Below are 26248 nucleotides of genomic sequence, written 5' to 3'. Positions count from 1 at the left end.
CCAAGATGGACGGTGATGAGTGGACGGTGCTGAGGCAGCCGGCGTCGTAGCGGACGGCCCAGTGACGGGTTAGTATAGGAAACTAGAAGTTCGATACAAAACGGATAGTTTTTTGTCTAAGCATAGAAAAGATTGATACATGATTCGCTATCTCCGAACCTTCGTCGTGGCTGCTGAAACCGAATCATTCTCGGCGGCGGGCAACCGGCTTGGGCTGACTCAATCCGCGGTCAGCACGCAGATCCGCCGCCTCGAGGAAGAGCTGGGCTACGCGTTGTTCGACCGCACGGGCAAGTCGGTCACGCTGAGCAGCGAGGGCCGCGAGGTGCTCGAACAGGCAGCGCGCATTCTCGAGTCGTTCGAAGGCCTGAAGCAGAAGCAGGGCGGCACGGGCCGGGTCGCCATCAACCTCGGCGCGATTTCCACGGTACAGCACAGCTTTCTGCCGAAGGCATTGCTGCGCTTTCGCCACGAACAGGCCATGGCGCAAATCAATATCGTGCCGGGCACCTCGATCCAGTTGCTCACGCGCGTCGATTCGCACGACCTCGACGTCGCGGTGATGATCAAGCCGCGGCTCGGTTTGCCGGCGGATCTGAAGTGGATTCCGCTGATGCAGGAACGCTACGTCGGCGTGGCGCCCGAAGGTTCGCCCACCGATCTGGGCGAGCTGTTCCGCGAGCGACCCTTCATCCGCTATGACCGGCGCTCGCACGGCGGCCATCTGGTCGACCGGTTTCTGAAGCGGCACAGCCTGTGGACCATGGACAGCATCGAAGTGGACGAACCGTCCGTGATCCTGAAGATGGTGAGCGAGGGCCTGGGATGTTCGATCATTCCCGGCGAACTGGTGCCTCTGGCGCGTACGGCGGGAATCATGGTGATTCCGCTGCCCGGGCGCCCGCTGCTGCGCGAGATCGGCATTCTGATCAGACTGGCGGCAATGAACCGGCAGCCCGCCATGACGCTCATCGAAAGTCTCGCTGCGGAAGCGCAGCTCATTCAGCAGGATCAGCACGAGTAGAGCCGCCTCACCGGCTATCGTCGACCGTTGAAGCTTATATACTGAATTTGCGGCCCCCGCGCCGACCTGCGAATCTTCGATTCGTGATCGTCTTCAGGAAAGGGGCCTTGCCCGCTTCACTGCGTCGCGCCCGCCGCGTGCAACGCATCGGCTGCCGCCGTATTGTGTTGCGCGATCGCCATTTGCAGCGCGGTTCCGCCACGCGCGTCCACGTGATTCGGGTTGGCGCCGTGCGCCACCAGCACCGGGATCATGTCGAGGCGGCCAAACAGCGCGGCAAACGACAGCGCGGTTTCGCCGGCGTTGTTGGTTTGATCGATATTGCATCGCGTATCCAGCAGGATCTTCGCAATGTTCGTCTCGCCCTTGAAGAGCGCGCCCATCAGCGCGGTATTGCCGTGTTGATCCGCGGCGCACGCATTGGCGCCGGCGGCAAGCAAAGTCTCGAGCGTATCCGGATGATCGTCATACGCGCTCAGAATCAGCGCCGTATAGCCTTCGGGCGTTCTGGTTTCGAGCGGGTAGTGCGCGTCGATCAGCAATTTGACGATGTCGGTTCGTCCGGCGCGCGCTGCGGCGAACCAGTCGTCGGTGTACTTCGATGCGGCCGCTGTGTTATCCGCACCCGCATATCCTTGCGACAGGTACATATGCTGCGCGCAACCCGCCGTGATCAATACGGCTATGGCCGCGGCCGCCGCGCTGCGAATCCTGCGCCCTGCGGTAGAAAGGCTTCGCATGTGTGCTCCATCGAAAGTGGTCTGTGGCCGTAGTGATGAGCCTGCTCGCGCAGGCTCATCGTGATGGCTTAGTTGTCGCTCAGGTGCGCCGCCATGCTCTGCACGCGCGACACGTCCGCGTTAGTCGCGTGCGCGAGACGGCTGCCGTAGTCGGAATCAGCCTTGTAGAAGTACGACAGCATCGTGTACTTGTTCGCGTCGTTCGTAACGTGTGACAGGTCGGCCGAGAGGGCCGTCACCAGATCCGTCTTGTCCTGCTCGGACAGGCTGCGGTAGTACTCACCCGCCTGGCGGAAGTCGAGCGTCTTGTGGATCGCCTGTTGCTGGATCGTCCCCGACAACGGCGTACGCACGGCCTTGTACTGCGGCTGCTCGGCCAGTTCGTTGATACCGGACGGCTCGTAGTTGACTTCACCCTTGCGGTCGCCGGCATTCATCAAGCCGTCCTGGTTGTTGTTGTTCACCGGCACAACAGGACGATTGACCGGCAGATCCATGTAGTTCGGTCCGAGGCGGTACATCTGCGTATCGGCGTAGGCGAACAGACGGCCCTGCAACATCCGGTCTTCAGACGGCTCGATGCCCGGTACCAGACGCGACGGCGCAAACGCGGACTCCTCGGTGGACTGGAAGTAGTTATCCGGAATACGGTTGAGCGTCATGGTGCCGACCTTCTGCTCAGGAATCGAGGTCGGCCATACCTTCGTGTCGTCCAGCGGGTCGAAGTCGTACTTGGCCAGATCCTTCGGCGACATCACCTGGATGTACAGGTCCCATTGCGGATACGAACGCGCCTTGACCGAGTTGTACAGGTCGTCGGTCATCATGTTCCAGTCCGCGCCGATCGAATGCGGGATGTCCTGCGGGCGGATGCCCTGAACGCCCTGACGGCTCTTCCAGTGGAACTTCACGTAGTGCACTTCGCCCTGGGCATTGACGAACTTGAACGCGTGCACGCCGAAGCCATCCATGTGACGGTACGAGTCAGGCATGCCCTCGTCCGTGTACAGGTGCGTCAGCATGTTGGTCGCTTCGGGCGTGTGCGCGAAGAAGTCGAAGGCGAGATTCGGATCCTGCACGCCCGTCACCGCGGACGGCTTGTTCGCGTGCACGAAGTCCGGGAACTTGATGGCGTCGCGAATGAAGAAGACCGGCCAGTTGATGCCGACCATGTCCCAGTTGCCTTGCTGCGTGTAGAACTTGATCGCGAAGCCGCGCGGGTCGCGAGCCTGTTCAGGCGATCCGCGATAGCCCATCACGGTCGAAAAGCGCACGAAGACCGGCGTTTTGGTGCCCGGCGTGAACACCTTGGCCGTGGTCAACGAACTGATGTCGGCAGTCGGCACGAACTCGCCGAACAGACCTGTGCCGCGCGCGTGAACCACGCGCTCCGGAATGCGTTCGCGGTCGAAGCGTTGCAGTTTCTCGATGAGATTCGAGTCCTGCAGCACGACCGGACCTTCGGGACCGGCGGTTTCGGAATTCTGATTGTCGGCGACCGGCGCGCCCGTATCACGGGTCAACATGCCGTCGGCGCGGGCGACTTGCGTGACGGCAAGGGCGGAGCACAGGGAGAGAATGCTTGCTGCGATTTGTGTCTTGGATATTTTCACGGTGTTTTCCTGCTTCGGTGGGGACCGCGCGTATCGTAGGATTGGGAGATTTAAATCGCCAATCTATTTCTTCTATTCTTTCGATAGCGGCGCATTTGCAGAACGATAAACACGCTAATAGAAAATGAGAATTGGATTTCTAATGAGTTTTTATATGATATACGCGCGAGAACCCGCCAGACGCCCGTGTGGCTTGGCTCGGACAGGATTTAGGGCAGCCAGATATGACAGGACACCAACAGATATCTGTGCTTTCAGGACAGAACCTGATTAATAAAAGTCGGGGAGGAGATTAATGCGGGGAATGCGACGCACCGGGTTATTGCGTTTTATATGCGTCGTATTGAGGATTATTCTGAAAAGTGCAATGCCGCAATGACACCGGGTCATGCGGCTTGCCCCAATCAGACGTTTTAGTTCGTGGCGGGTGTCGTCGCCGTGGCGACGAGTGCGGGCGTTGCCGCCACTTGCGCGAGCTCGTCGCTCGACCAGCCACCACCGAGCGCATCCAGAAGTTGCACGTTCGCGCTGAGCTGGCGCGTCTGGATATCGAGCACGCCGAGCTCTGCCTGGAGTTCGACCGTCTGCGCCTGCACGACATCGAGGTAGCCCACGGTGCCTTGCTTGTACTGGCTCAACGCGAGATTCACCGAATACTGCGCGGCACTCGCGGCGTCCTTCTGCTGGCCGAGCGCCGTGCCCAGGTAGGACAGCAGCGCGAGGTTGTCCTCCACCTGCTGGAAAGCCGCCAGCACGACGCTGCGGTAACGTTCACCCGCCTCCTCGGTTGCCGCCTTGGCTGCATCCAGCTGTGCGCGCCGGAAGCCGCCGTCGAACACGTATTGGACGAGTTGCGGGCCGATTGCCCAGAACAGATTGGGCGCGCTCACGAGGCCCGAGTAGGCTGCGCTTTGCACGCCGCCCTGCAGGCCCAGCGTGATGTCGGGGAAGTAGGCCGCGCGCGCCACGCCAATCTTGGCATTGGCCTCGGCAACCCGGCGCTCGGCCGCCGCGACATCAGGGCGGCGTTGCAGCAGCGTCGAAGGCAGACCGGTTGGGACCGCGGGCAGGGGGATCACGGCAGTCTGCTGCGGCAAGCTGAATTCCGATGCAGACGTGCCTACGAGTACCGCAATGGCGTGCTCGATCAGCGCGCGTTGCGCGAGGTTTTGCGACAGCTGCGACTGTGCGGATGACAGTTGCGTCTGCGCACGCGACACGTCGAGACCCGAGACGATGCCGCTGTTATGCAAGGTCTGCGTGAGCTGCAGCGCCTTTGCAAAAGCGATGACCGTCTGGTTCAACAGGTCGGTTTGCTGGTCGAGACCGCGCAGGCGGACGAAACTGTCCGCCAGTTCGACCTGCAGACTTAGCTGCACGGAGGCCAGATCGGCCTTGCTCGCCTGCGCTTCATCCTTGCCGGCCACGACCGAGTCTCGCACACGGCCCCACAGGTCGAGGTCGTATTTGACGCTGGCCCCGAGCGTGACCGAGTTGTAGTCGGCCGGCCCGTTTCCGCGTAACGGTGCGGTGTCGGACTGACGCTGGCGCAGCGGCACGGCGCTTGCAGTGACGGTCGGATACAGCCCCGACTCGACCTGTGCGACGAACGCTTGCGCTTGCGCATAGTGGGCGTAGGCGGCGCGCAAATCCGTATTGTTGGCGAGCAGCCGTGTTTCCAGATCGTCGAGTTGCGCGTCGCCGTACATCTTCCACCAGCCGTTGCGGTCGATCCGGTCGGCGGGCTGCGCGCTGGTCCATGGTCCGACCGTCTTGTACTGCGCGGCAACCGGTGTCGACGGCACCTGGTATTTTGGCGCGAGCGAGCAGGCGGACAGCGCGACGACGCTCGCCAGCAGCGCGGGAAGTCGAGCCGGCAGAGGAGTGCGGCGAGGCAACCGAAGCGACACCTTAAGCATGTCCGGCCGCCTTCTTGTCCGTGGCCGTCGCAACCTGCACGCTGTCGCCGTCGGCGAGTCCGTCAGGCGGCGTATCGATCACGCGGTCCGTTGCAGCGAGGCCCGAGCCGATCTCCACGGAGTCGCCCAGATCGCGGCTGATCTTCACCTGCTTGAAATGCACGTGACCATCCGCACCCAGCGTGGCCAACACCGTCCCGCGGCTGTCGAACACCAGTGCGCTGGCCGGCACACGCAGCGCATCAGGCGAAGCCGGCAGCGTGAACTTCAGGCTGGCGAAACCGCCCGGCAGCAGCTTGCCGTTCGAATTGTCGACCATCAACTGCACCAGCGTCGTGCCGGAACTCGAGTTGACCGAACCGGCCGCGGCGACCACGCGCGCGGTGAACTGCTGATTGGGATACTCGGGTACGGTCAGCGTCGCGCTCGTGCCGTCGTGGACCGCCGGGGCGTAGTTCTGCGGAACCTGCACGTAGACGCGCAATTGCCTGACCTCGGACACCGCGAACAGCTCCTGGCCCACGCCGCCGCTGCCGGCGTTTACCAGCGCGCCGACGTCGGTGTCGCGGGCGGTCACCACGCCGTCGAACGGCGAGACGATGCGCGCAAACGCCTTGGTGGCGACGAGGCGGTCCACATTGGCCTTCGCCGAGGCGACGATCGCCGCCTTCGCGGCGTAATCGGCCGTGCGTTGATCGACGTCCTGTTGCGCGACCGAATCCGTGCCGCGCAACGCTTCCCAGCGCTTGGCAGTGGTACCCGCCACCAACGCATTCGCTTGCGCGGTCTGTAAATCTGCACGCGCCTGCAGGATCTGCTGATCGAGTTCGGGCGTTTCGATCTCAGCCATCAGCTGGCCTGCCTTGACCGGCGCGCCGATATCGACATTCCACGACTTCAGATAGCCGCTCACCTGCGCAAAAATCGGCGCACGCGTAAACGCTTCGAGACGGCCGGGCAGTTGCAGCGAGGGCCCGTTCGCATCGCGGATGGGTTGGATCAGGTTGACGGTCGGCACAGCCTGGGCGTCGGTCCAGGTCTTGAGCTTGTGCGCGTCTTGCGCACGCAGCGCGAGACCGGACGCGACAATGCCGAACACGATCAAAAGGCCAACTGCACCGGCTACGACCAGCGGACGGCGTGACGGCGGATTAGTGGGGAAAGTGGATTCAGACGACATGAGCGGGACCTCCCGAGACGGATGCCGGGGTAGTGGCGCGCCCAGGGCGCGCGTGCACGATACAAAAGATGACAGGAACGAGGAACAGCGAAGCGGTAGTGGCGAACAGCAGGCCGCCGATCACGGCACGGCCGAGCGGCGCATTCTGCTCGCCGCCTTCGCCGAGGGCGAGGGCCATCGGCGCCATGCCGATGATCATCGACAGCGCGGTCATCAGCACCGGCCGGAAGCGCGTAAAGCCCGCCTCCAGCGCGGCCTTGAACGGATCGCCATGCTCGGCGAGGCGCTCGCGGCAGAAGCTGACCACCAGAATCGAGTTGGCGGTCGCCACCCCCATACACATGATGGCACCGGTGAGGGCCGGCACCGACAGTGTCGTATGGGTGGCGAACAGCATCCACACGATGCCTGCCAGCGCGGCCGGCAACGCCATCACGATCACGAACGGGTCGGCCCACGACTGGAAGTTGACGACGATCAGCAGATAGATCAGCACCACCGCGCCGAGCAGGCCGAACAGCATCCCGGCGAAGGCGCTGTTCATGGTCTGCACCTGACCGAGCAGCGCGACCGTCGAACCCTTCGGCAGCGTGCCGGCGTTCTCGTGCACGATGCGCTGGATGTCTGCCGCCACGGCGCCGAGATCGCGATCCTGGGTGGTCGCGAAAATCTCGACCATCGGCTGGATGTTGTACTGGCTGAACACCTCGTTGCTGCTGGTGCGTTGCACCGTCGCGAGGCCGCCGAGGATCTGCGGAGTGCCGCCGCCGCTTGCGGTGATCGGCAGGTTCTGCAGCGCGGCGAGCGAATCGAGGCTGTATTGCGGCGTCTGCATCACGATCGGATACGACACGCCGTTCGCATTGTTCAGCCAGAAAGTCGGCGCGACCTGGCTCGAACCGGCGAGGTTGACCACCATGCTGTTGGTCACGTCGCGCTCGGTAACGCCGACCAGCTGGGCACGCGTGCGGTCCACATCCACGTTGAAGGTCGGGTTGGCTTGCGACTGCGCGATCCGCGCGTCGACCACGCCCGGTACCTGGCGCACCTGGCGCAGCAGATGGTCGGCGTAGGCGAAGTTGGCGCTCAGGTTGTTACCGCGAATCTGCAGGTCGATTGGCGCGGGCGAGCCGAAGTTCAGGATCTGACTGATGATGTCAGCCGGCGGGAACGAGAAAGTCACACCCGGGAATTCGCGCGGCAAGCGCTCACGCATCTCGCGCACGTATTCGTCGGTCGGACGATGCCCTTCGTTCAGCGCAATCTGGATGTCGCCATCCTGCGAGCCGACCGTGCCGGTGTTGTTGTATGCGGTATTGATACCGCTGACCGGCAGGCCCATGTTGTCGACCACGGCGCCGAGATCTTCCGGCGGAATGATCTGGCGAATCGCGCCTTCGACATTCGCAAACACCTGCGCGGTCTTCTCGACCCGCACGCCGACCGGCGCGCGTACGTGCATCAGAATCTGGCCGGCATCCACGGACGGGAAGAAGTTGCGTCCCAGGAACGGCACCAGCGCGAACGACAGCATCACAAAGCCGAGGAAGCCGATCACGAACGGACGCCGATGGTTCAACGCCAGTTCGAGCAGACCGTGATAGCGGGCGCGGACCTTCTCGAAGCGCGCTTCGAAGCCGCGCTGAAAACGTCCGAGCGGACCCGGGCGCTTGGTCTCGTGTTCGTGTTCGCCGAGCGTGTGCTGCTTCAGCAGATATTTCGCCATGGTCGGCACGAGCGTTCGCGACAGGAAGAACGAGGAGATCATCGCGAAGATCACGGCCTCGGCCATCGGCACGAACAGGAAGCGCGCGACGCCGTTCAGGAAGAACATCGGCACGAACACGATACAGATACACAGCAGCGAGACGAACGCGGGCGTCACGATCTGCGCGGCGCCGTCGAGAATCGCCGTCTCCACCTCCTTGCCGTGCTCGAGGTGCCAGTTGATGTTTTCGATCGTCACGGTGGCATCGTCGACCAGAATCCCCACCGCGAGCGCGAGTCCGCCTAGCGTCATGATGTTGAGCGTCTCGCCGAGCGCGGACAGCGTCGCAATGGAGCCGAGAATGGCGAGCGGAATCGAGGTCGCGATGATGATGGTCGAGCGCCAGCTGCCGAGGAACAGCAGGATCATCAGGCTCGTCAGCACGGCCGCGATCACGCCTTCGCGCGCCACGCCGGTGATGGCGGCCCGCACGAAGATCGACTGGTCGCCGATCGCGTCGATCTGCAGATTATCGGGCCACGAGGCCTTGCCCGCTGCAACCTGCGCCTTGATGCCGGAGATGATCCCGAGCGTCGACACCGAGCCGTTCTTGAGCACCGACATCAGCACCGAACGCTTGCCGTTCACGTGCACGATATTGGTCTGCGGCGGGCTGCCGTCGCGCACGTTGGCAATGTCGCGAATGTAGACCGTGGTGCCGTTGGCCGCCTTGACCGGCAGATCGCCCAGGGCCTTGATCTGCGACGGCGCGTCGTTCAGCTGCAGCGTGTATTCGTAATCGCCGATCTTTTCCGTGCCGACCGGCGTGATCAGGTTCTGACCCGCGAGCGCATTGGCCACGTCCTGGGCGGACAGGCCGCGCGCCTGCATGGCCACCGGGTCCACATCGATCTGGACCTCACGCGTCTTGCCGCCGAACGGATACGGAATCGCCGCGCCTGCGACGGTGGTGAGCACCGGGCGCACCGCGTTCAGCCCAAGGTCGCCGAGGTTCTGCTCGGTGAGGCCTTTGCCCGACAGCGCGAGCTGGATGATCGGCACCGTCGACGCGTTGTAGTTCAGGATCAGCGGCGGCGTCGTGCCGGGCGGCAGCTGGCGCAACTGCGTTTGCGCGACGGCCGTGACCTGCGCATTCGCCGTGCTGATGTTCACGCCCGGCTGAAAGAAGATCTTGATGATGCCGAAACCGGCCACCGATTCCGCCTCGATGTGCTCGACGTCGTTCACGGTGGTCGTCAACGTGCGCTCGAACGGCGAGGTGATGCGGCCCGCCATCTGATCAGGCGGCAGACCCGTGTACTGCCACACCACGCTGATCACCGGAATCTTGATGTCGGGGAAGATGTCGGTGGGCGTCTTCATCGCGGACAACGGTCCGATGATCAGGATGAAGATCGCCAGCACGACGAAAGTGTAGGGTCGCCTAAGGGCTATACGGACTAGGCCGAGCATGACAATTCCAGGGCTTTGGGGGAAAACGTAATTGCGGCTGGGTACATACCGGCGGCTAGCGCGGCGTGCGACGGGCGCGAACTGCGTGCTTGCGCACGCCACGGACACACAACGCTGCCCGCGTCACTGCGCGCGCAGCGGCTGGTTCGAACGTGACGGAATGCTGGCTAAGGCTTCGAATAATCTGCATCTTTCGATAATCGCAACACGGCTTCTGATCAATCAAACAGGCTTGCACGTCTTTCAATCGACAGGCCGGTTATCCGGCTCTGTAGCGAAAGACTTCTGCAACGAAGGGGATTACCTTTGGAACATGTGTAAATGCGCCGCAATGAAACCCAAGCGGGAATGTACACAAAGCACTGGATTCTTGCTGAACGTCAAAAACAGACTTGAGGCATTGGAATACGACTAACCGGGGTCCGCTTGAGTGACGTATCAGGCAACCACGCAATGGCCATATGCGCGGAGAGAAGTGCCGATGCTGCATCCGTCACGCGCCGGAGCGACCGCCCTGGGTGGCGCCAATGCCTGCTAACGCCGTGTCTAAAGGGTTTCGTCGCGCCTGGACTGATTAGTCAGCGAAACACTTCGGGTCTTAAGGCGGGTATGGGTGCCATAGACGCGTTGACGAGCCGACGCAGATTAACGGTCGACTACGCGTTATGAAAGGGATCATTTGCGCAAAACAGTCGTGCGCAAAACGGAGGGAGTTTCGTTCGCGGAATGGAGAATTTATCCGCGCCCAGCAAGAAATGACTGTGCGCCGTTGTCATTCGCACGCCATATTCGCATGCCGTTTGAGACGTACAGCGCGTCTGCAACGAATGACGCAAATTGGGCCGGCTTCTTGAGGCGAAGCCGCGCTGGGATTTACAAAATGCTGCTCGAGAGGAAATCCGCGGTGCTTGAGCACTGTTGCAGCAGATTCGCGGAAACCGGCCGATTGAGATTGCCGCGTGGACTGTTCTCACGGTAACGGGTCACCACGAAGTCCACGAAGCGGCGTACGGCAACGGCCATATGCGGCTGCCCGGAATACAGGATCCACACGGTACGCTCGTCACCGTCGAGCGTAAAGCCGCCTAGCAGCGACTTGAGTGTGCCTGCGGCGAGCTCTTCCTGCACGATCGATTTCGACAGGCGGGCGATGCCCAGTCCCGCCAGTACCGCGCGCTTGACGATGAACGGACTCTGCGGGTTCATGATCGGCTTCACGACGATGCGATGCGTGCGCTCGCGCTCGCGGAATTCCCAATACCGGCTCGGTGCATCCGAGGCGAGCAGCACATCGTGGTGCGCGAGCGCCTCCGGCGTGTTTGGCGTGGGATGGCGGCTGAGATAAGCCGGTGTTGCGACGATCACGTCGCGGGTGCGGGCGAGCGGCCGGCAGACTAGCGACGAATCGCGCAAGCGGCGCTCGGCGCTGAAGCACACATCGAACTCGGTGACCGCGACATCGGCCAGATTCTCGAACACGGTCAGCTCGAAATTGGCGCGCGGTTCTTCGGCGCGATACGCCGCGAGGACTTCGGAGAGTTCGGTGTTCGCATAGGCGGAACAGGTTGCAATCCTGAGCGGGCCGCCCGGCTGGCTGGACGCAAAAGCAATCGTCTCGTCCATGCTGTCGAGCTGCTTCAGGACCTGTACGCAGCCCTGAAAGTAGCTCTCCCCGGCGGGTGTCAGCGCGACGCGCCGGGTCGTGCGATTGATCAGCCGCACGCTGAGGTGCTGTTCGAGCGTCGCAATGCTGCGAGTCACGACGGAGTTCGAAATTCCGAGTTGCTTGGCGGCTTCAGCAAAGTTCAGCGATTCCGCGACCTTGACGAAGATGCGTAGCGAGGCGAGCTGATTCATGGCGTGCTCCAGAAAGCGTGTGACCAGCTTGCCTATGCACCAATGACATCAACGTAGCGCGTTCATTACATTTTGGTCATGCACGCGTCTGGTGCGCGACGCGATGAAGTCACCCGCCTGCGATCAGGGTTTACGTTGCCGAACCGATAACCAACGGGAATCGCTCGCGCGGAATACGCAATTGGATAAGGCCTGGCGGCCTTAATAGACTTGGCCTGGAGCGGGTAACGTCCGCGCTTCCGCTCGTCCTTGTGCTTCAGAATCTTTCAAATACCAGAACGGAGACAGCACGTGAGATCGAATGTGGCCTGCGGCATTCTTGCCGCCATGGTGTGCATCAGCATGGCCAGCCCAGCCAGTGCTCAGTTGGCGACCGGCAGCACGTCGTCAGAAAAAATCGCGCTCTCGAATAACTACGCGGGCAACAGCTGGCGCCAGTCGATGCTCAAAAGCTGGTCGGAGGTCGCCGACGACGCCGTCAGGCAGAAAGTGGTCGCCGCCGCGCCGACCTTCACCACCGCTGAGAACCAGGCCACCGAGCAGGTCCAGCAATTGCAAAACCTGATCCTGCAGGGCTTCAAGGGCATTGCCGTGGATGCCGTCTCACCCAGCGCGCTTAACGGTGTCATCAAGCAGGCGTGCGGCGCAGGCGTGACCGTCGTGTCGTTCGACGGCATTTCAACGGAGCCTTGCGCGTATCGCATTACAGTCGACTTTCGCCAGCTCGGTTCGATGCAGGTCGACTACATGGCGAGGCGCCTGAACGGCAAGGGCAATCTGCTAGAGATCCGGGGCCTGGCCGGCGTGTCGGTGGATGACGAGATCCACCAGGGCATCGTCGACGAACTCAAGAAGTATCCCGGCCTGAAGATCGTCGGCTCCGTGCACGGCGACTGGACGCAGACCGTCGCGCAAAAGCAGGTGGCCGGCGTGCTGCCGACGCTGCCGAAAATCGACGGTGTCGTGACGCAAGGCGGCGACGGCTTCGGCACAGCCAAGGCGTTCGCCGAGGCGGGTCGTGCGACGCCGATCATCATTCTCGGCAATCGTCAGGAAGAGCTGGCGTGGTGGGCCGAACAACGCAAGGCGAACGGCTATCAGACGTTGTCCGTGACGATTCCGCCGGGCGCATCGACGTTTGCCTTCTGGGTGACGCAACAACTGCTGGCGGGCAAGAAGCTGCCGCACGACATCCAGATGCCGCTGCTCGAAGTCAAGGCGGATGAGCTCGACTCCGTGCTCGCGAAGACCCCGCCGGGCCAGCTCGCCAACAAGGAATACACGCGCGACGAAGTGCTCAAGATCGTCGACTCCAAGTAAGGCACGCGGCCAGCGGCGCCGCGCGCGCGGCGCCGCTGGCCGTGGCTGGAAGCAAGAGAGACTCTATGGCTTCACTCGCTGCATCATCTGGCGGCACATCGGACGAGGCCTTGATCGGGCTTGCCGGTATCGGCAAGACTTTCGGTCAGGTCAAGGCGTTGAGCGGCATCGACTTCGCGTTCCGCAAGGGCGAATGTGTCGGCGTGGCCGGCCACAATGGCGCCGGCAAATCCACCTTGATGGCGGTTCTGGCAGGCGTGTATACGCCGGACTCCGGCACGGTAACGGTAGAGGGACAGGCGGTTCGTCATTACGACGCCAACGCCGCGCGCGAAGCCGGCGTGCGCTGCGTGTTCCAGGAGTTGTCGCTGTGCGCGAACCTCTCGATTGCGGAGAACATGTGCATCCTGCATCCGCAACTGAAGGGGCGCGGCTGGCGCAAGAAAGCGACCGCGTTGATGGTCGAACAGCTCGACGCGATCTTTCCGGGTCACGGTTTGAAGGGCAATGAACTGGTCGCGGACCTGACGCTCACGCAGCGTCAGATGGTTGAGATTGCGCGAGGCTTTACGGTGGTGGCCGCGCCGGTGAAGCTCGTGATTCTGGATGAACCGACTTCCAGTCTCGATGCGCACACCGCCGACCAGTTGCTGGTATTTATCCGCGCGGCGGCGGCGCGCGGCATCACCTGCATTCTGATCAGCCACATGCTGGGCGAGATCGAACGGGTCGCGGACCGCGTGCTGGTGATGCGCGACGGCATGTCCGCCGCCGTATTGCCGCGCGAAGCGTTGACGCAAGACGCGATTGTCCGCGCAATGGGACAGCACGTCGAAGTCGAACGCGAAGCGCGCCAGACCGGTCGCGCGCGACACGGCGCGGCGGACTTTTCGTGGCAGGTCGGCCCTGTCGCAGCGAAGCGCTCGACGATCAGCGCGGCGCGCGGCGAGATCCTCTGTTTTGCCGGGCTGGCCGGTCAGGGCCAGACGGCGGCGCTGTTGTCGATCTACCGCGACTCGACGCGCCGCGGCGCCGCCGCGCGCGTGGCATTCGTCGCGGGCGATCGCGCCGACGACGGCGTATTCCCACTGTGGTCGATCAGCGAAAACCTCGCGATCCGCTCGCTCTACGGTGCCTCCACGCCGCTGCGGCGCCGCTTTCTGGTGGACGCCGAGGGCGTGCGCAAGCTCGTGCAGGACTGGCGCGCGAAGATCGGCATTCGTGGCGCGGCGACCAGCGCGGGCATCCTGTCGCTGAGCGGCGGCAATCAGCAGAAGGTGTTGTTCGCACGCGCGCTGGCTTCGGATGCCGACCTGATCGTGATGGACGATCCCACACGTGGCGTCGACATCGGCACGAAGCGCGACATCTACGAACTCGTGCGCACCGAGGCCGCGAACGGGCGTACCTTCATCTGGTACACCACCGAAAACGACGAACTTGCCTGGTGCGATCGTGCTTACGTGTTTCGCTCGGGCCGCGTGACGCGTGTGCTGCACGCCGACGAATGCACCGAAGAGGCACTGCTCGCAGCCAGCTTTGAGGAGCAAGCCGCATGACGCCCCACTCCGCGACAATGCGCACCGTCACGAATGGCCGCAACGCACGCAATGTACGTTTGAGAGCGCTGTTGCCGGTGTTTTCGCTGATCGTGATTCTGGTGCCCATCTTCATTCTGCAGCCCGCCACGTTCAGCTATTTCGGTTTGGGACTGCTGCTGAATCTGGCGGTGCCGATCGTGTTCGCCACCCTGGCGCAGCTCGCCGTGATCACCGTGAACGACCTCGACCTGTCGATCGGCGCATTCGTCAGCCTCACGGCGTGCATCGGCGCCACCTTGCTGGTGCGCGAGCCCTGGCTCGGCGCGGCGGCGCTGCTTGCGTGCGTCTTGCTGTATGCGGCGATCGGCGCGCTGATCGAATACCGTCTGATACCGTCGATCGTGGTCACGCTCGGCCTGTCGTTCGTGTGGACCGGACTCGCGGTGCTGCTGCTGCCGTCGCCGGGCGGCACGAGCCCTGGCTGGCTCAACACGCTGATGACGTATCAGACGCCGCTCATTGCCGCGCCCATCGTATGGTCGGTGGTGATCGCCCTGGTGGGCCATCTGCTGCTGATGCGCTCGTCGGCGGGCGTGCGCGTCAGGGCTGCAGGCGGTAATCCGCGTGCCATGACCCGCTTCGGCTGGTCGATGGTCAAAAGCCGCGCGATCCTGTACGGCGTGGCCGGTATTTTCGGCGTGTGTTCGGGGCTGTCGTTGCTGGGTCTCACGACCTCGGCGGACTCGAATCTCGCGTTGCGCTACACCTTGCTGTCGATTGCGTCGGTGATCCTCGGTGGCGGCGAGTTCGTCGGCGGACGCGTGTCGGTGTGGGGCGCCGTGCTGGGCGCGATCACGCTGACGGTGGCCGCCTCGTTCCTCGCGTTTCTCAACATCTCGCCGGACTGGCAAGTGGGCATGCAAGGCGCCATCCTGATTGCCGTGCTATCGCTGCGCGTGCTGCTGCAACGCACGGGGGATCGCCGATGAACCAGCCGTCACCGCTTCACTCCACCGCGTCGTCCGCCGCCGAGCCGCGGCCTACGCTGACAGCCAGACTCAAGGGTGCCCGCGCGCCGTGGGCGTGGTCGTTTGTCGGCGCCATCGGCGTGGGCATCGTCACGGCGAGCGTGTTCGGGCTGGGCATTGCCGGCAACGTCGTGCTGACGGCGCTCGTGTTCGGCGTCTTCATGGTGCTGGTCGGCCTCGGGCAGATGGTCGTCATCACCTCGGGGCCCGGCAATATCGACCTGTCGGTGCCGTCCGTGATCGCGCTCGCCGGCATGGTCGGCGTGCACGTGATGGCGGCACAGGGCGTGATCGCCGGCTTTGCCGCGGCGCTGGCCGCGGGGGCTGTGGTCGGCCTTGCGAACTATCTGCTGATTCGCGTGCTGCGTATTCCACCGATCATCGCGACCTTGTCGTCGAGTTTCATCATCCAGTCCGTGGCGATCACGCAGAGCCGGGGTATGAACGCGCCGCCGCCCGCGCTGGAAGCCTTCGCCAACGGTCACCTGCTCGGCATTCCGCATCTTGCGTGGATTGCGCTGGCGCTATCCGTGGTGATTGCGGTTCTGCTGCACCTGACGGTGTTCGGCCGCGGTCTTTCGGCGGTCGGCCAGAATCCGCGCGCGGCATGGCTCGCGGGCGTCGGCGTCGAGACCACGCGCTGCAAGGTGTACATGCTCTCCGGCGCCATCGCGGCGCTGACCGGCGTGCTGCTCGCGGCGGTATCGGGCGGCGCGACGCTGGATATGGGCGTCGAATACATGCTGATTTCGATTGCGGTCGTGGTGATTGGCGGCACCCAGGTGACGGGCGGCCGCGCGACGGTGATCGGCGTGTGGGGCGCCTCGATGTTTCTGTTTCTCACGAACGCGGTGCTCAACGCGTTGGGTGCGGGTGCCGGCGTGCGCTCGATCGCCTATGGTGTGCTCATCATCTTCGTCGTGGTGGCGGCAGGCGGTCGGTCTGCGCGTCAGTGACAGCGCCGGACTCATTCCGGCTTAACCTCAAGTGCAACGGGAAGACAAAGCGCATGGACCCGAAAGACTTTGAAGTTCACGACGCGCGGTTTCGCGCGTTACTGCAGCCCAACGCGGCGCTCGAAAAGCTCTACGGCGGTTGTTTATGGGCGGAGGGCCCGGTGTATTTTCCCGCCGGCGATTACCTCGTCTGGAGCGACATTCCCAACAGCCGCATGCTGCGTTTCGTGCCGGGAATGGGGGTGGGCACGTTCCGCGCCAATTCGCATTTCTCCAACGGCAATACGCGCGACCGCGAAGGGCGGCTCGTCACCTGCGAACACGGCATGCGGCGCGTGACGCGCACTGAACACGACGGCAGCATCACGGTGCTGGCTGCCTCGTATCTGGGCAAGCGGCTGAATTCGCCCAATGATGTGATCGTCAAGTCCGATGGGTCGGTTTGGTTCACGGACCCCGACTACGGCATTCTTAGCGATTACGAAGGCGGCCGCGCCGACAGCGAGATCGGCCGCTGCAACGTGTACCGCGTCGCGCCCGAAAGCGGCGAAGTCGCGCTGGTGGCGGACGACTTCGTCAAGCCGAACGGTCTCGCGTTCTCGCCGGATGAGCGGCGTATCTACATCGCGGATTCCGCGTCATCGCATATCGAAGGTGCGCCGCATCACATCCGCGTGTTCGACGTGCAAGACGGCACGCTGCGCAACGGCCGCGAGTTCGTGGAGATCCAGCAGGGCGTGCCCGATGGCATGCGGGTCGACGAGTACGGCAACGTCTGGACCAGCGCGCTCGACGGCGTGCATTGTTATTCGCCTGACGGCGAACTGCTCGGCAAGATCCTGTTGCCGGAAGTGGTCGCCAACCTGACCTTCGGCGGCGTGCATCGCAACCGGCTGTTCATTGCCGCGAATACCTCGCTGTATTCGCTCTACGTGGCCGTGCGCGGCGCGGCCGTTTGAGCTTACGCCACGACCGTGACCGCGACATGGCCATGTTCATCCGGGCTCGGAATGCACGAGGTTGACCGCGTCGCGTTGGGCGTCGGGGGACGGCGCGTGATCGCCCAGACGCCTGGCGGCGGCGCGCAGGATGGCGACGAATTCCTGGGTCGCTTGCGAGGGAATTTCGTTCTTGCGGGTGATCACGCCGTAGTGCGTCATGGTGCGCCGGATGGGCACCTCAAGATGTCCGAGCAGGCCGTTCTGGACGTACTTCTGGACTGCGGCGCGCGGCTGCAGCGAGATCATGTCGGTGGCCTGCAGCAGTTCGAGGGTCGAAAAGATCGAGGGCGTTTCCACCATGCCGACCGGCGCCACCATGCCGGCCGCAGTGAAGGTTTCGTCGAACAGCTGGCGGATCGCCGTCGCACCCGGGTAAACAATCCACGGCCAGCCGCCAAGATCCGCGATCTCCAGACGTGCCTTTTCCAGCAGCGGATGATGCCGCCCGACCACGACCCACACCGGCTCGGCGGCGAGATCTTCGACCTGGAAAAGACGCTGCTGATGCGCCTGCGTGAGACGTCCGATCATCACGTCGAGTTTTTTCTCCTCCAGCCAGACCGCGAGCTGGTCGCTGCTTTGTTCGACCAGACGGATGATGAGGCGCGGGCGCCGCTGCTGGATTTCCTTGATCGCGGCCGTGACGACCTGGGCGGATGATGCGGTGATGGCGCCGACCGCGAGCCGCCCGTATCCGCCGTTTTTCAGGGCGGAGAATTCGCCGGCGAACTTGCCCAGATCGGCGACGGCGGTGCCGGCGTATCGCAGGGCCAAAACGCCCAGATCGGTGGGCCGCATTTCGCGCGGCAGCCGCTCGAACAGCTGCGCGCCGAACATGCTTTCGATGTCGCCCAGGATCTTGGTCGCGGCGGGCTGGGTCATGTGCATCTGCTCGGCGGCAATGCGCAGATTGCGCGTGCGTCCGAGGATATCGAGCAGCTGAAGATGTCTGAAACGCAAGCGCGTCAGAACGTTTGAGGCAGGGACGGCTGGAGATCTGGACATAGGGTAAACGCCGATTCGCTCATAACCATATGGAATCGATTGTACTCAAGCTGCGATTGGCGCTTTATGAGTGACCGGCCTAGAGTGGCATGTGCCTTCGCGGATGGGCGCCTACGCGGTGGTTACCGCGCAGGCAAAAAAGTATGAAGACAGCATTTTTATGGGAGACAGGATCATGACGTTCGAGGCTGAGAAAACCACGGCCAAAACCGCCGGCGCTACGCCGGTCAGTGCAGACCCGGTGGTGCGTCTGCATCCGGATGACGACGTCGTGATTGCCCGTCAGCAACTGGTCGCGGGCATGCAGATTGGCGGCGATCTGACTGTGCGCGGGCTGATTCCGGCGGGACACAAGCTCGCGGTGCGTGCCGTCGATGCGGGTGCGCCGGTGCGCCGTTACGGGCAGATCATCGGCTTTGCGAGCCGCGCGATCGAAGCGGGCGAGCACGTGCATACCCACAATCTGTCGATGGGGCAGTTCGATCGCGACTACGCCTATGGCGTCGACGCGAAGCCGGCCCGCGAGGGCACGAAGCGTGCGCATTTCATGGGCATCGTGCGGGCCGATGGACGGGTCGCCACGCGCAACTACATCGGCATCCTGACCTCGGTGAACTGCTCGGCGACGGCGGCGCGCGCGATTGCCGACTATTTCCGCCGCGATATCCATCCTGAAGCGCTGGCAGCGTTTCCGAACGTGGACGGGGTGGTCGCGCTCACGCACGGACAAGGCTGCGCAGTCGATGCGGAAGGCGAGGCGCTCGGTCTGATTCGCCGCACGCTGGCGGGTTACGCACGGCATCCGAATTTCGCGGCAGTGCTGATTGTGGGGCTGGGTTGCGAGACCAACCAGATCGACGGTCTCATGCAGAGCGAAAACCTGACGGCCGGCGCCGCGCTCAAGACCATGACGATCCAGGCCACGGGCGGCACGGCACGCACCGTGGCCGCAGGCATCGAGACGGTCAAGGCGATGCTGGTCGAAGCGAACAAGGTGCAGCGCGAACCCGTGGACGTCAGCCATCTGGTGATCGGCCTGCAATGCGGCGGCTCCGACGGTTACTCCGGCATCACGGCGAATCCCGCGCTGGGCGCCGCAGTGGACCGTCTGGTCGCACATGGCGGCACCGCGATTCTTTCCGAAACACCGGAGGTGTACGGTGCCGAGCATTTGTTGACGCGCCGCGCGGTATCACGGGCAGTGGGCGAAAAACTGGTCGAGCGGATTCATTGGTGGGAAGCCTACTGCGCGCGTATGGAGGCCGACCTCAACAACAATCCTTCGGCGGGCAACAAGGCAGGCGGTCTCACGACGATTCTGGAGAAGTCGCTTGGCGCGGTGGCCAAGGGCGGCACGACCAACCTCGTCGAGGTGTACCGCTATGCAGAGCCGGTTTCCGCGCATGGTCTGGTTTTCATGGATACCCCGGGCTACGACCCGGTCTCGGCGACCGGCCAGGTCGCGGGCGGCGCGAACCTGATCTGCTTCACGACCGGGCGCGGCTCGGCGTATGGCTGTGCGCCGTCGCCATCGTTGAAGCTGGGGACCAACACCGCGTTGTGGCGGCGCCAGGAAGAAGACATCGACCTGAATTGCGGCTCGATACTCGAAGGCGAGCAAAGCGTGGATCAGGTCGGGCAAGCCATCTTCGAACTGATGCTAGCGACTGCGTCAGGTTCGATGTCGAAGAGCGAGCTGCATGGTTACGGGCAAAACGAGTTCGTGCCCTGGCAGATCGGCGCGATCACGTGACAGCATTTTCGCTGCACCGCAGCCGCCCGGACGCGCGGCTCGCGGTTGTGTCGCGCAGACGGTGAGCATGCGGGCCTCATGGCCCGCTCGCATCCGCTTTCTTGCGGATCAGGCTTATTTCGCCATTTCGCTCGAGGTTGGCACTCCGCAGTGTGCTGAGATCCCGCGTGCCGATTTCGCAGCGAACCGCCTCCAAAATATCCGCGCGAGTGATCAGCGCCGCGGACATTTCCTTTTCGTTGAACTGGCCGTCACGGAATAGCTCTCGCTCCACGCCGACCACCAGCACTTCGAGCTTGCGCGACCGCACGCACGCCCATGCAAGGGCGCGATGGATCAGCACGATGGCAAGCGCAGCGACCAGCGTGGGAACGGCTGGCGAAGCGCCGACGATGACGCGGCTGAGTGTTGCACCCAGCAGCACCGCAACGACGTAATCGAAGGGCGAGCGCTGGCCGAACGAGCGACGCCCGGAGATGCGGATCAGTACGAGCGTCGCGAAGAAGACCGCGATGGCACGCATGCCCATCTGCAGGGAATTCAGATTCTTGCCTTCGCCGAAGAGTGCAACGAGAAGTGCCATTTGTCCGCCTCCTCCGCGACCGTGCGGTTGCCGATTGTCGCCTGTCGGCTTGCATGCTGCGGCAGCAAATACCATTCCAGACGATGCGCGACGACGCAGGCACAAACCCTGCTCAACCACGCTTGGTATGGGCTGGGCACCGCAATGGATGCGCAGCAGCGGTATGAGTCGAAGGACACGCGGATCATGTTGCCGGCAAGCGAAGTCGGGCAAGAGATGAAGGGGCCGGACGAGATCCCGGCCCGTTCGTGGGCCGCGGATCTGGGTCCGGGGCTTGCCTCCGTGGCGACGGATAACGACCCTAGCGGCATCGTCACCTATTCGCTGGCCGGCGCGCAGTTCGGTTACGACATGCTGTGGGCATGCGTGCTGTCGTATCCGTCGATGGTTGCGTTCCAGCTGGTAGCGGCGCGCATCGCGATCCTGACCGGCAAGGGGCTCACTGCGAACATGCGCGAGCATTACTCGCGCTTTCTGTTCTACCTCGCCGTCGCGCGCTTTCTCATTGCCAATACCTTCAATATTGCCGCCGACGTGCTCGCGATGGGCGTGGCCGCCGAGTTCCTGTGGCACGGGCCGGTCGCGCTATTTACTGTGGTTGGCGGGTTTTTGTCGTTGGCGCTTCAATGGTTCGTCCCGTATGCGCGCTATGCGCAGGTGCTGAAATGGCTTACGGCGATCCTGTTCGCTTACGTCGGCGTGGCCGTTATGTTGGATCTGCCGTGGCGAATCATCGCGCTTCGTTCTCTCGTGCCTCACATCACCTGGACGACCGGGTACTTCACGATGCTGCTCGCAGTGTTTGGCACGACGATCAGTCCGTACCTTCTGTATTCGCAGGCGCAGCAGCAGGTAGAGGAATTGCGCGAAGAGCGGGGCGGGCCCAGCGGGCAAGATCGCGCGCGGCGCCAGCACCGGTTGCAGAAGATGCGCAAGGACACGCTCGTCAGGACAGCATTTTCCAACGTGGTGGGCTTTTTCATCATTTGCGCCGCGGCAGCGACGCTTCATGCCACGCAGTACCGACTGCATGATTCCTTCGATGCCGCGCGTGTGATCGAACCGCTCGCGCACGGATTTGCCGCGCCGGCCCTCGGGCTGGCGTTCCTCGGAACGGCGCTGCTTGCGCTGCCGCCGCTCGCCGGCTCCGCCGCGCAAGCGGCGGCGAGCGCGTTCGAACCTCGCGCTGGCGATGAAGGTAATCGCACCATCGCGCTGGCACTGGTCGTCGTCATGACGCTTGGCATCATGACGGGCGTGTCGCTCGCATTCATGCAGATCGAACCCGTGCGCGTGCTCTACTGGGGCGCCGTCATCAACGGTTCGACCGCGACGCCGGTCATGGTGCTGCTCGTGCTGCTGAGCACGAAGCACGCGGCAGTCGGCGATCTCAGCGCGCACTGGACGCTGCGCGCGCTGTGCTGGCTCGCTACCTCGTGCATGGGCGCAGCACTGCTCGCGGAGTTTGCGTGCAGGTGGCTTTCGTGAAGCAGGCAAGGGCGTTTTCAAGTTGCACGTGCTTGCGCGCATCGCGCAGGTGTAACGGGCCGTTGCACACTGCGGATCGGGACTTCGATTGGTCTCCTTAGCGTTGTAAAGGCATCTATATAGCGGTGCGTTGAACTGCGGCAAATCGACTGGCGGGTGACGTTATGTCTCGCGCGCGGCGAGCGTTCTGGATACACTTGATCGCCGGCCTTAAACAAGGCGTTCTTAATCGTCGCGCGAGCGCACAACACCAGCAAGGAGATCACAAATGCGAACCAGTGCCCGGAACCAGTTTGAAGGCGACGTGGTTGAAGTCAAGCACGGTGCAGTCAACGACGAGATCACGCTGCGTACCAAAGACGGCCTCGAGGTCGTCGCGGTCATCACGCATGGGAGCGCGACTTCACTCGGCTTGACGCAAGGCAAGTCGGCGTTTGCGCTAGTGAAGGCGTCGTCGGTGATCGTCATGGTTGATGTCACCAGCAATCAGGTGTCGGCACGCAATTGCATTGCCGGTACGGTCTCCGCGGTGACCAAAGGCGCAGTGAATGCCGAGGTGACGATCGCCGCTGCGGGCGGCGCGCAGATCGCGGCCATTATCACCAATGAAAGTGTGGATCGGCTCGGACTGGCAAGCGGCAAACCGGCTACGGCGATTTTCAAGGCATCGAGCGTGATTCTCGGCGTCGCTCAGTAAGCGGCCGCTGTTGTCTGGGCACTGACGCTCGTAGGGAGTTCGAAGCAAAACGTCGCGCCAGTGCCCACGTGTTCGACAAGACGTATCTGGCTGTGATGCAACTGCAGCATGCGCTGCACGATCAGCAGCCCGAACCCGCCGCCACGGTGCGTGCCCCCGGAGCTAAAGGGACGTTCGAATAGCCCGTCGCGCAGGTTCGCCGGAATGCCAGGGCCGGTGTCGCTGACGGTGACTGCAACCTTGTTGTCGCGATACGCCAGATCGACGCTGATGGTGCCTTCAGCGGGCGTATGACGGACCGCGTTATCGAGCAGGTTGGTCAGCACGCGCTCGATCATGCCGAGGTCGGCGCAGACGCTGGGCAGGCGCTGCGGAATGTCGGCGCGCAGATGGATACGCCGCGCTTCCGCAGGCAATTCAAACTTCTGGAATACGTCCTGCACCAGATCGACCAGCGAGAATTCCTCCCACGCCGGCTGGACGTTGCCATGTTCGAGTCTTGCCAGCTCGAACAATGCCTGGGCAAGCCGCCCAACCTTGACACTTTGCGCAAGCGCGATCGCCAGATAGCGTTTGCGCTCGGTCTCGCCGAGTGTGTCCGCCTTGAGCGACAAGGTTTCGAGGTAGCCATGCAGCGACGTCAAGGGCGTGCGCAAGTCGTGCGAAATATTGGCGAGCAATTCGCGCCGCTGCTGGTCCTGCCGCGTGAGTGCGCGCCATTGTTCGGCGATCCGCGCGGCCATCTGCGCGAAAGTCGTCTCGAGTACCGCGATTTCATCACGCGGTCCCGCCGAGGACGAGCGCGGCACTTTCGGCTGCGTATCGGGCTCGCCATTGGCGTCAAAGCGCAGCATCGCGGCAGACAGGCGCCGCAACGGACGCGTGATGAGCCCGAACGCCGTCAGGCCCGCGAGTAGTCCCAGCAAGGTCACGAGCGCCGTGTACCACAGCGTGGTGCGCAATACCGAACTGGCGCTCACGCGCGCGGCGAGCCGGTCGTGCGCCTCGCCGAGCAGCACGACGTAGATATAGCCCGATGGCGCCTGTCCAGCCGCTTGCAATGGCGCGGCACTGAAGACCTTGCGGGCGTCGGCGCTGCGCGGATCGTCGCCGAGGATCGGCAGCGCGTCGCCGGCGATGAAGCGGCGGATCGGTGCGAGGTCCACCTGCTCGCGCTTCAGATGTCCAACGGGTGCATCGTCACCTTTGATGCGTCCTTGACTGTCGAGCAGATAGACTTCGACGCTCGGGTTGACCACCATTAGCTGGCCGAACAGTTGCCGCACCGCATCGGGGCGCAAGCCGTTCGCATCCATCAACGGCGCACTACGGGCGATGTGACCGGCGAGGTCGCGCGACAGCCCTTGTACCACTTCCTTGTCATGCAGATCGCTGGAGCGGATTTGCAGCCACGCCGACGCGCCGCAGCACGCAAGCAGTAGCGCGGCGAACACGATCGAAAGGCGCTGGGTGAGCGTGAGATTCATGGCGCATCCGTGGCTGGAGTGTCCTGCGCCGGGGCGCCGTCAGACGACACGGCGAGCTTGTAGCCGCGGCCCCAGACGGTCAGGATCCGGGTGGGCTGGGCCGGATCGGCTTCGATCTTTGCCCGCAACCGGTTGATGTGGGTGTTCACGGTATGTTCGTAGCCTTCATGCTGGTAACCCCACACCGCGTTGAGCAGATCCATCCGCGAAAACACCTTGCCCGGCTGCTGCGCGAAGAAATACAACAGGTCGAATTCGCGCGGCGTCAGTTCGATGCGGCGCCCCTCGACGGCGGCCTCGCGCGCAAGCGGATCAATCGTGAGGCCGGCGATCTGCAGGCTGCCGGCGTCGATCCGTGAATCTTTCGCCATTGCTTCGACGCGCCGCAGCAGCGCTTTCACGCGCGCGACCAGTTCGAGCACGGAGAACGGCTTGGCGAGATAGTCGTCGGCGCCCAGCTCGAGGCCGAGAATCCGGTGTACCTCGCTCGAGCGGGCGCTGGTGATGATGATCGGGGTGTAGCGGGTCATCGCCCGGGCGCGCCGGCAAATCTCCAGGCCGTCGACGCCAGGCAGCATCAGGTCGAGGATCAGCGCATCCCAGCCGCCCTGTTCCAGCAGCCGCAGCCCCTCATTGCCGTCGGCGCTGTGCACGACCTCATAGCGTTCGTCGCGCAGGTGCAGGGCCAGCACGTTGGCAATATCGATGTCGTCTTCGACGATCAGGATGCGCTTGGAATGATCCATGGAGGTCGCGATCTGGGGCGGTTTGGGCCGGCTTCGGGTGTTTGGGTGAACCAGCGCCGGCAAGCGGCCGATGCGCCATTGTGCAAAATTTCCGGGCGGCGAGTTATCACATTTAATTTAACTTTTCGTGAGGACTTTGACACCGGCGGCGGCCTACGATGAAGCCATCGTTCAGCAGATTGTCGCCAGGGAGCACATCATGCAAAGTCGTAGACGGTTCCTGTATGTGGGCGGTGCCGCGGTGGCGGCACTGATCGGGGTGAGCCGCTGGCCGAAAGTGGCCGCGGCGCCGGCGGATGCCGGCAAACCCGCCGCAAGCTTCGAATTCACCCGCACCGACGAGCAATGGCACCAGCTGCTGACCCCGGCACAGTACACCGTGCTGCGCGAAGAAGGCACCGAGCGACCTTACACCAGTCCGCTGAACAATGAGCATCGGGCGGGCGTGTTCGGGTGCGCCGGCTGTCGGCTCGACCTGTTCTCGTCGCGCACCAAGTTCGACAGCCACACCGGCTGGCCGAGCTTCTGGGCGCCGCTCGAACACGCGGTACAGACCCGCGAAGACAGTTCATTTGGCATGTCGCGTACGGAAGTGCATTGCCGCCGCTGCGGCGGCCACCTCGGGCATGTCTTCGACGACGGCCCCAAGCCGACCGGCCTGCGTTATTGCATGAACGGGCTCGCCATGAACTTTACGCCAGCGGCTGCCTGAGTCCGAACGACACCCACATAAAGCCTAAAAACAACGCCTGGAACAGTCATGCTACTCATCGTTCTCGCCTACCTCGGGGGCGCCCTGACGATCCTCAGTCCGTGCATCCTGCCGGTGCTACCGTTCGTGTTCGCGCGCGCCGATCAGCCCTTCGTGCGCAGCGGCCTGCCGCTGCTAGCCGGCATGGCGCTGACCTTCGCCCTGGTGGCGACGCTCGCCGCGGTCGGCGGCGGCTGGGTCACCCAGGCGAACCAGTACGGCCGCTGGCTTGCCATCGCGCTGCTCGCCGTGTTCGGTCTGACGCTGCTGTTGCCGCGGTTTGCCGATCATCTGATGCGGCCCCTCGTCAGCGCCGGCAACCGGCTGTCGAACTTCGCCCAGGCCGACGGCCAGCAGGTGCGCGCGGGGTCGTCGTTT

At 63.4% G+C, this 26248-nt stretch carries 21 protein-coding genes; 11 read left to right on the top strand and 10 right to left on the bottom strand.

Annotated features, from left to right (window positions below):
• The first annotated feature begins 139 nt into the window (after nt 1–139).
• Nucleotides 140–1024, top strand: a complete 885-nt coding sequence (locus VGH41_RS25190) for a LysR family transcriptional regulator (protein ID WP_331600381.1) — start codon at nt 140–142, stop codon at nt 1022–1024.
• Between the two features lie 116 nt (nt 1025–1140).
• On the opposite strand, the gene VGH41_RS25185 is transcribed toward VGH41_RS25190, so the two are convergent.
• The 6 genes from VGH41_RS25185 to VGH41_RS25160 form a co-directional block, all read right to left on the bottom strand.
• Nucleotides 1141–1764, bottom strand: coding sequence for an ankyrin repeat domain-containing protein (locus VGH41_RS25185; RefSeq protein WP_331600380.1), 624 nt, complete (start codon nt 1762–1764; stop codon nt 1141–1143).
• Between the two features lie 68 nt (nt 1765–1832).
• Complete coding sequence (locus VGH41_RS25180; protein ID WP_331600405.1) at nt 1833–3290, bottom strand: catalase; 1458 nt, start codon at nt 3288–3290, stop codon at nt 1833–1835.
• A gap of 500 nt (nt 3291–3790) precedes the next feature.
• Nucleotides 3791–5296 (bottom strand): efflux transporter outer membrane subunit, encoded by a 1506-nt coding sequence (locus tag VGH41_RS25175; RefSeq protein ID WP_331600379.1) that lies wholly within the window; start codon nt 5294–5296, stop codon nt 3791–3793.
• Nucleotides 5289–6476, bottom strand: coding sequence for an efflux RND transporter periplasmic adaptor subunit (locus VGH41_RS25170; protein WP_331600378.1), 1188 nt, complete (start codon nt 6474–6476; stop codon nt 5289–5291). The genes VGH41_RS25175 and VGH41_RS25170 overlap by 8 nt, the downstream gene beginning before the upstream one ends.
• Complete coding sequence (locus VGH41_RS25165; RefSeq protein WP_331600377.1) at nt 6466–9657, bottom strand: efflux RND transporter permease subunit; 3192 nt, start codon at nt 9655–9657, stop codon at nt 6466–6468. Before VGH41_RS25165 ends, VGH41_RS25170 begins: the two co-directional genes overlap by 11 nt.
• 873 nt (nt 9658–10530) lie before the next feature.
• A complete protein-coding gene (locus VGH41_RS25160; protein WP_331600376.1) occupies nt 10531–11514 on the bottom strand; it encodes a LysR family transcriptional regulator in 984 nt (327 codons plus the stop codon).
• Between the two features lie 327 nt (nt 11515–11841).
• Here VGH41_RS25160 and VGH41_RS25155 point away from each other — a divergent pair, with 327 nt between their 5' ends.
• The 5 genes from VGH41_RS25155 to VGH41_RS25135 all read left to right on the top strand — a co-directional run bounded on the left by VGH41_RS25155 (nt 11842) and on the right by VGH41_RS25135 (nt 17318).
• Complete coding sequence (locus VGH41_RS25155; RefSeq protein ID WP_331600404.1) at nt 11842–12834, top strand: ABC transporter substrate-binding protein; 993 nt, start codon at nt 11842–11844, stop codon at nt 12832–12834.
• Nucleotides 12835–12899: 65 nt separating this feature from the next.
• The gene (locus VGH41_RS25150; protein WP_331600375.1) at nt 12900–14393 is read left to right on the top strand and encodes a sugar ABC transporter ATP-binding protein; all 1494 of its coding nucleotides are present in this window, start codon (nt 12900–12902) and stop codon (nt 14391–14393) included.
• A gap of 17 nt (nt 14394–14410) precedes the next feature.
• Entirely contained in the window at nt 14411–15364 is a 954-nt protein-coding gene (locus VGH41_RS25145) for an ABC transporter permease (protein ID WP_414696714.1), read from the top strand.
• A complete protein-coding gene (locus tag VGH41_RS25140; RefSeq protein WP_331600373.1) occupies nt 15361–16359 on the top strand; it encodes an ABC transporter permease in 999 nt (332 codons plus the stop codon). Before VGH41_RS25145 ends, VGH41_RS25140 begins: the two co-directional genes overlap by 4 nt.
• 53 nt (nt 16360–16412) lie before the next feature.
• Complete coding sequence (locus VGH41_RS25135; protein WP_331600372.1) at nt 16413–17318, top strand: SMP-30/gluconolactonase/LRE family protein; 906 nt, start codon at nt 16413–16415, stop codon at nt 17316–17318.
• A 36-nt stretch (nt 17319–17354) separates the two neighbouring features.
• Here VGH41_RS25135 and VGH41_RS25130 read toward each other — a convergent pair whose 3' ends face one another.
• Complete coding sequence (locus VGH41_RS25130; protein WP_331600371.1) at nt 17355–18365, bottom strand: LysR family transcriptional regulator; 1011 nt, start codon at nt 18363–18365, stop codon at nt 17355–17357.
• 175 nt (nt 18366–18540) lie between these two features.
• On the opposite strand from VGH41_RS25130, the gene VGH41_RS25125 reads away from it, so the two are divergent.
• Entirely contained in the window at nt 18541–20118 is a 1578-nt protein-coding gene (locus VGH41_RS25125; RefSeq protein ID WP_331600370.1) for an altronate dehydratase family protein, read from the top strand.
• Between the two features lie 76 nt (nt 20119–20194).
• Here VGH41_RS25125 and VGH41_RS25120 read toward each other — a convergent pair whose 3' ends face one another.
• Nucleotides 20195–20701, bottom strand: a complete 507-nt coding sequence (locus VGH41_RS25120) for a DUF421 domain-containing protein (protein WP_331600369.1) — start codon at nt 20699–20701, stop codon at nt 20195–20197.
• Between the two features lie 186 nt (nt 20702–20887).
• Here VGH41_RS25120 and VGH41_RS25115 point away from each other — a divergent pair, with 186 nt between their 5' ends.
• Together VGH41_RS25115 and VGH41_RS25110 are read left to right on the top strand one after the other, a co-directional pair.
• A complete protein-coding gene (locus VGH41_RS25115) occupies nt 20888–22189 on the top strand; it encodes an NRAMP family divalent metal transporter (RefSeq protein WP_331600368.1) in 1302 nt (433 codons plus the stop codon).
• Between the two features lie 268 nt (nt 22190–22457).
• On the top strand, nt 22458–22886 hold the full coding sequence (locus VGH41_RS25110) for a TOBE domain-containing protein (protein WP_331600367.1): 429 nt from the start codon (nt 22458–22460) through the stop codon (nt 22884–22886).
• Here the strand turns inward: VGH41_RS25110 and VGH41_RS25105 are convergent.
• Nucleotides 22880–24373 carry a HAMP domain-containing sensor histidine kinase gene (locus tag VGH41_RS25105; RefSeq protein ID WP_331600366.1) on the bottom strand — a complete coding sequence of 498 codons (1494 nt, stop codon included), beginning with the start codon at nt 24371–24373 and terminating at the stop codon, nt 22880–22882. The two genes, VGH41_RS25110 and VGH41_RS25105, sit on opposite strands and share 7 nt — an antisense overlap.
• Nucleotides 24370–25119: a response regulator transcription factor gene (locus tag VGH41_RS25100; RefSeq protein WP_331600365.1), complete on the bottom strand. Its 750-nt coding sequence runs from the start codon at nt 25117–25119 to the stop codon at nt 24370–24372. The genes VGH41_RS25105 and VGH41_RS25100 overlap by 4 nt, the downstream gene beginning before the upstream one ends.
• Before the next feature lie 199 nt (nt 25120–25318).
• On the opposite strand from VGH41_RS25100, the gene msrB reads away from it, so the two are divergent.
• Together msrB and VGH41_RS25090 are read left to right on the top strand one after the other, a co-directional pair.
• A complete protein-coding gene (gene msrB, locus VGH41_RS25095; protein WP_331600364.1) occupies nt 25319–25831 on the top strand; it encodes a peptide-methionine (R)-S-oxide reductase MsrB in 513 nt (170 codons plus the stop codon).
• A gap of 48 nt (nt 25832–25879) precedes the next feature.
• A partial coding sequence (locus tag VGH41_RS25090; protein WP_414696713.1) for a cytochrome c biogenesis CcdA family protein occupies nt 25880–26248 on the top strand: 369 nt, incomplete at its 3' end.

This window comes from Paraburkholderia sp., from assembly GCF_036488795.1.
Lineage (GTDB): Bacteria > Pseudomonadota > Gammaproteobacteria > Burkholderiales > Burkholderiaceae > Paraburkholderia.
Note: the sequence above shows the minus strand (reverse complement) of the source record. Positions and strands in the feature narration are given on the sequence as shown.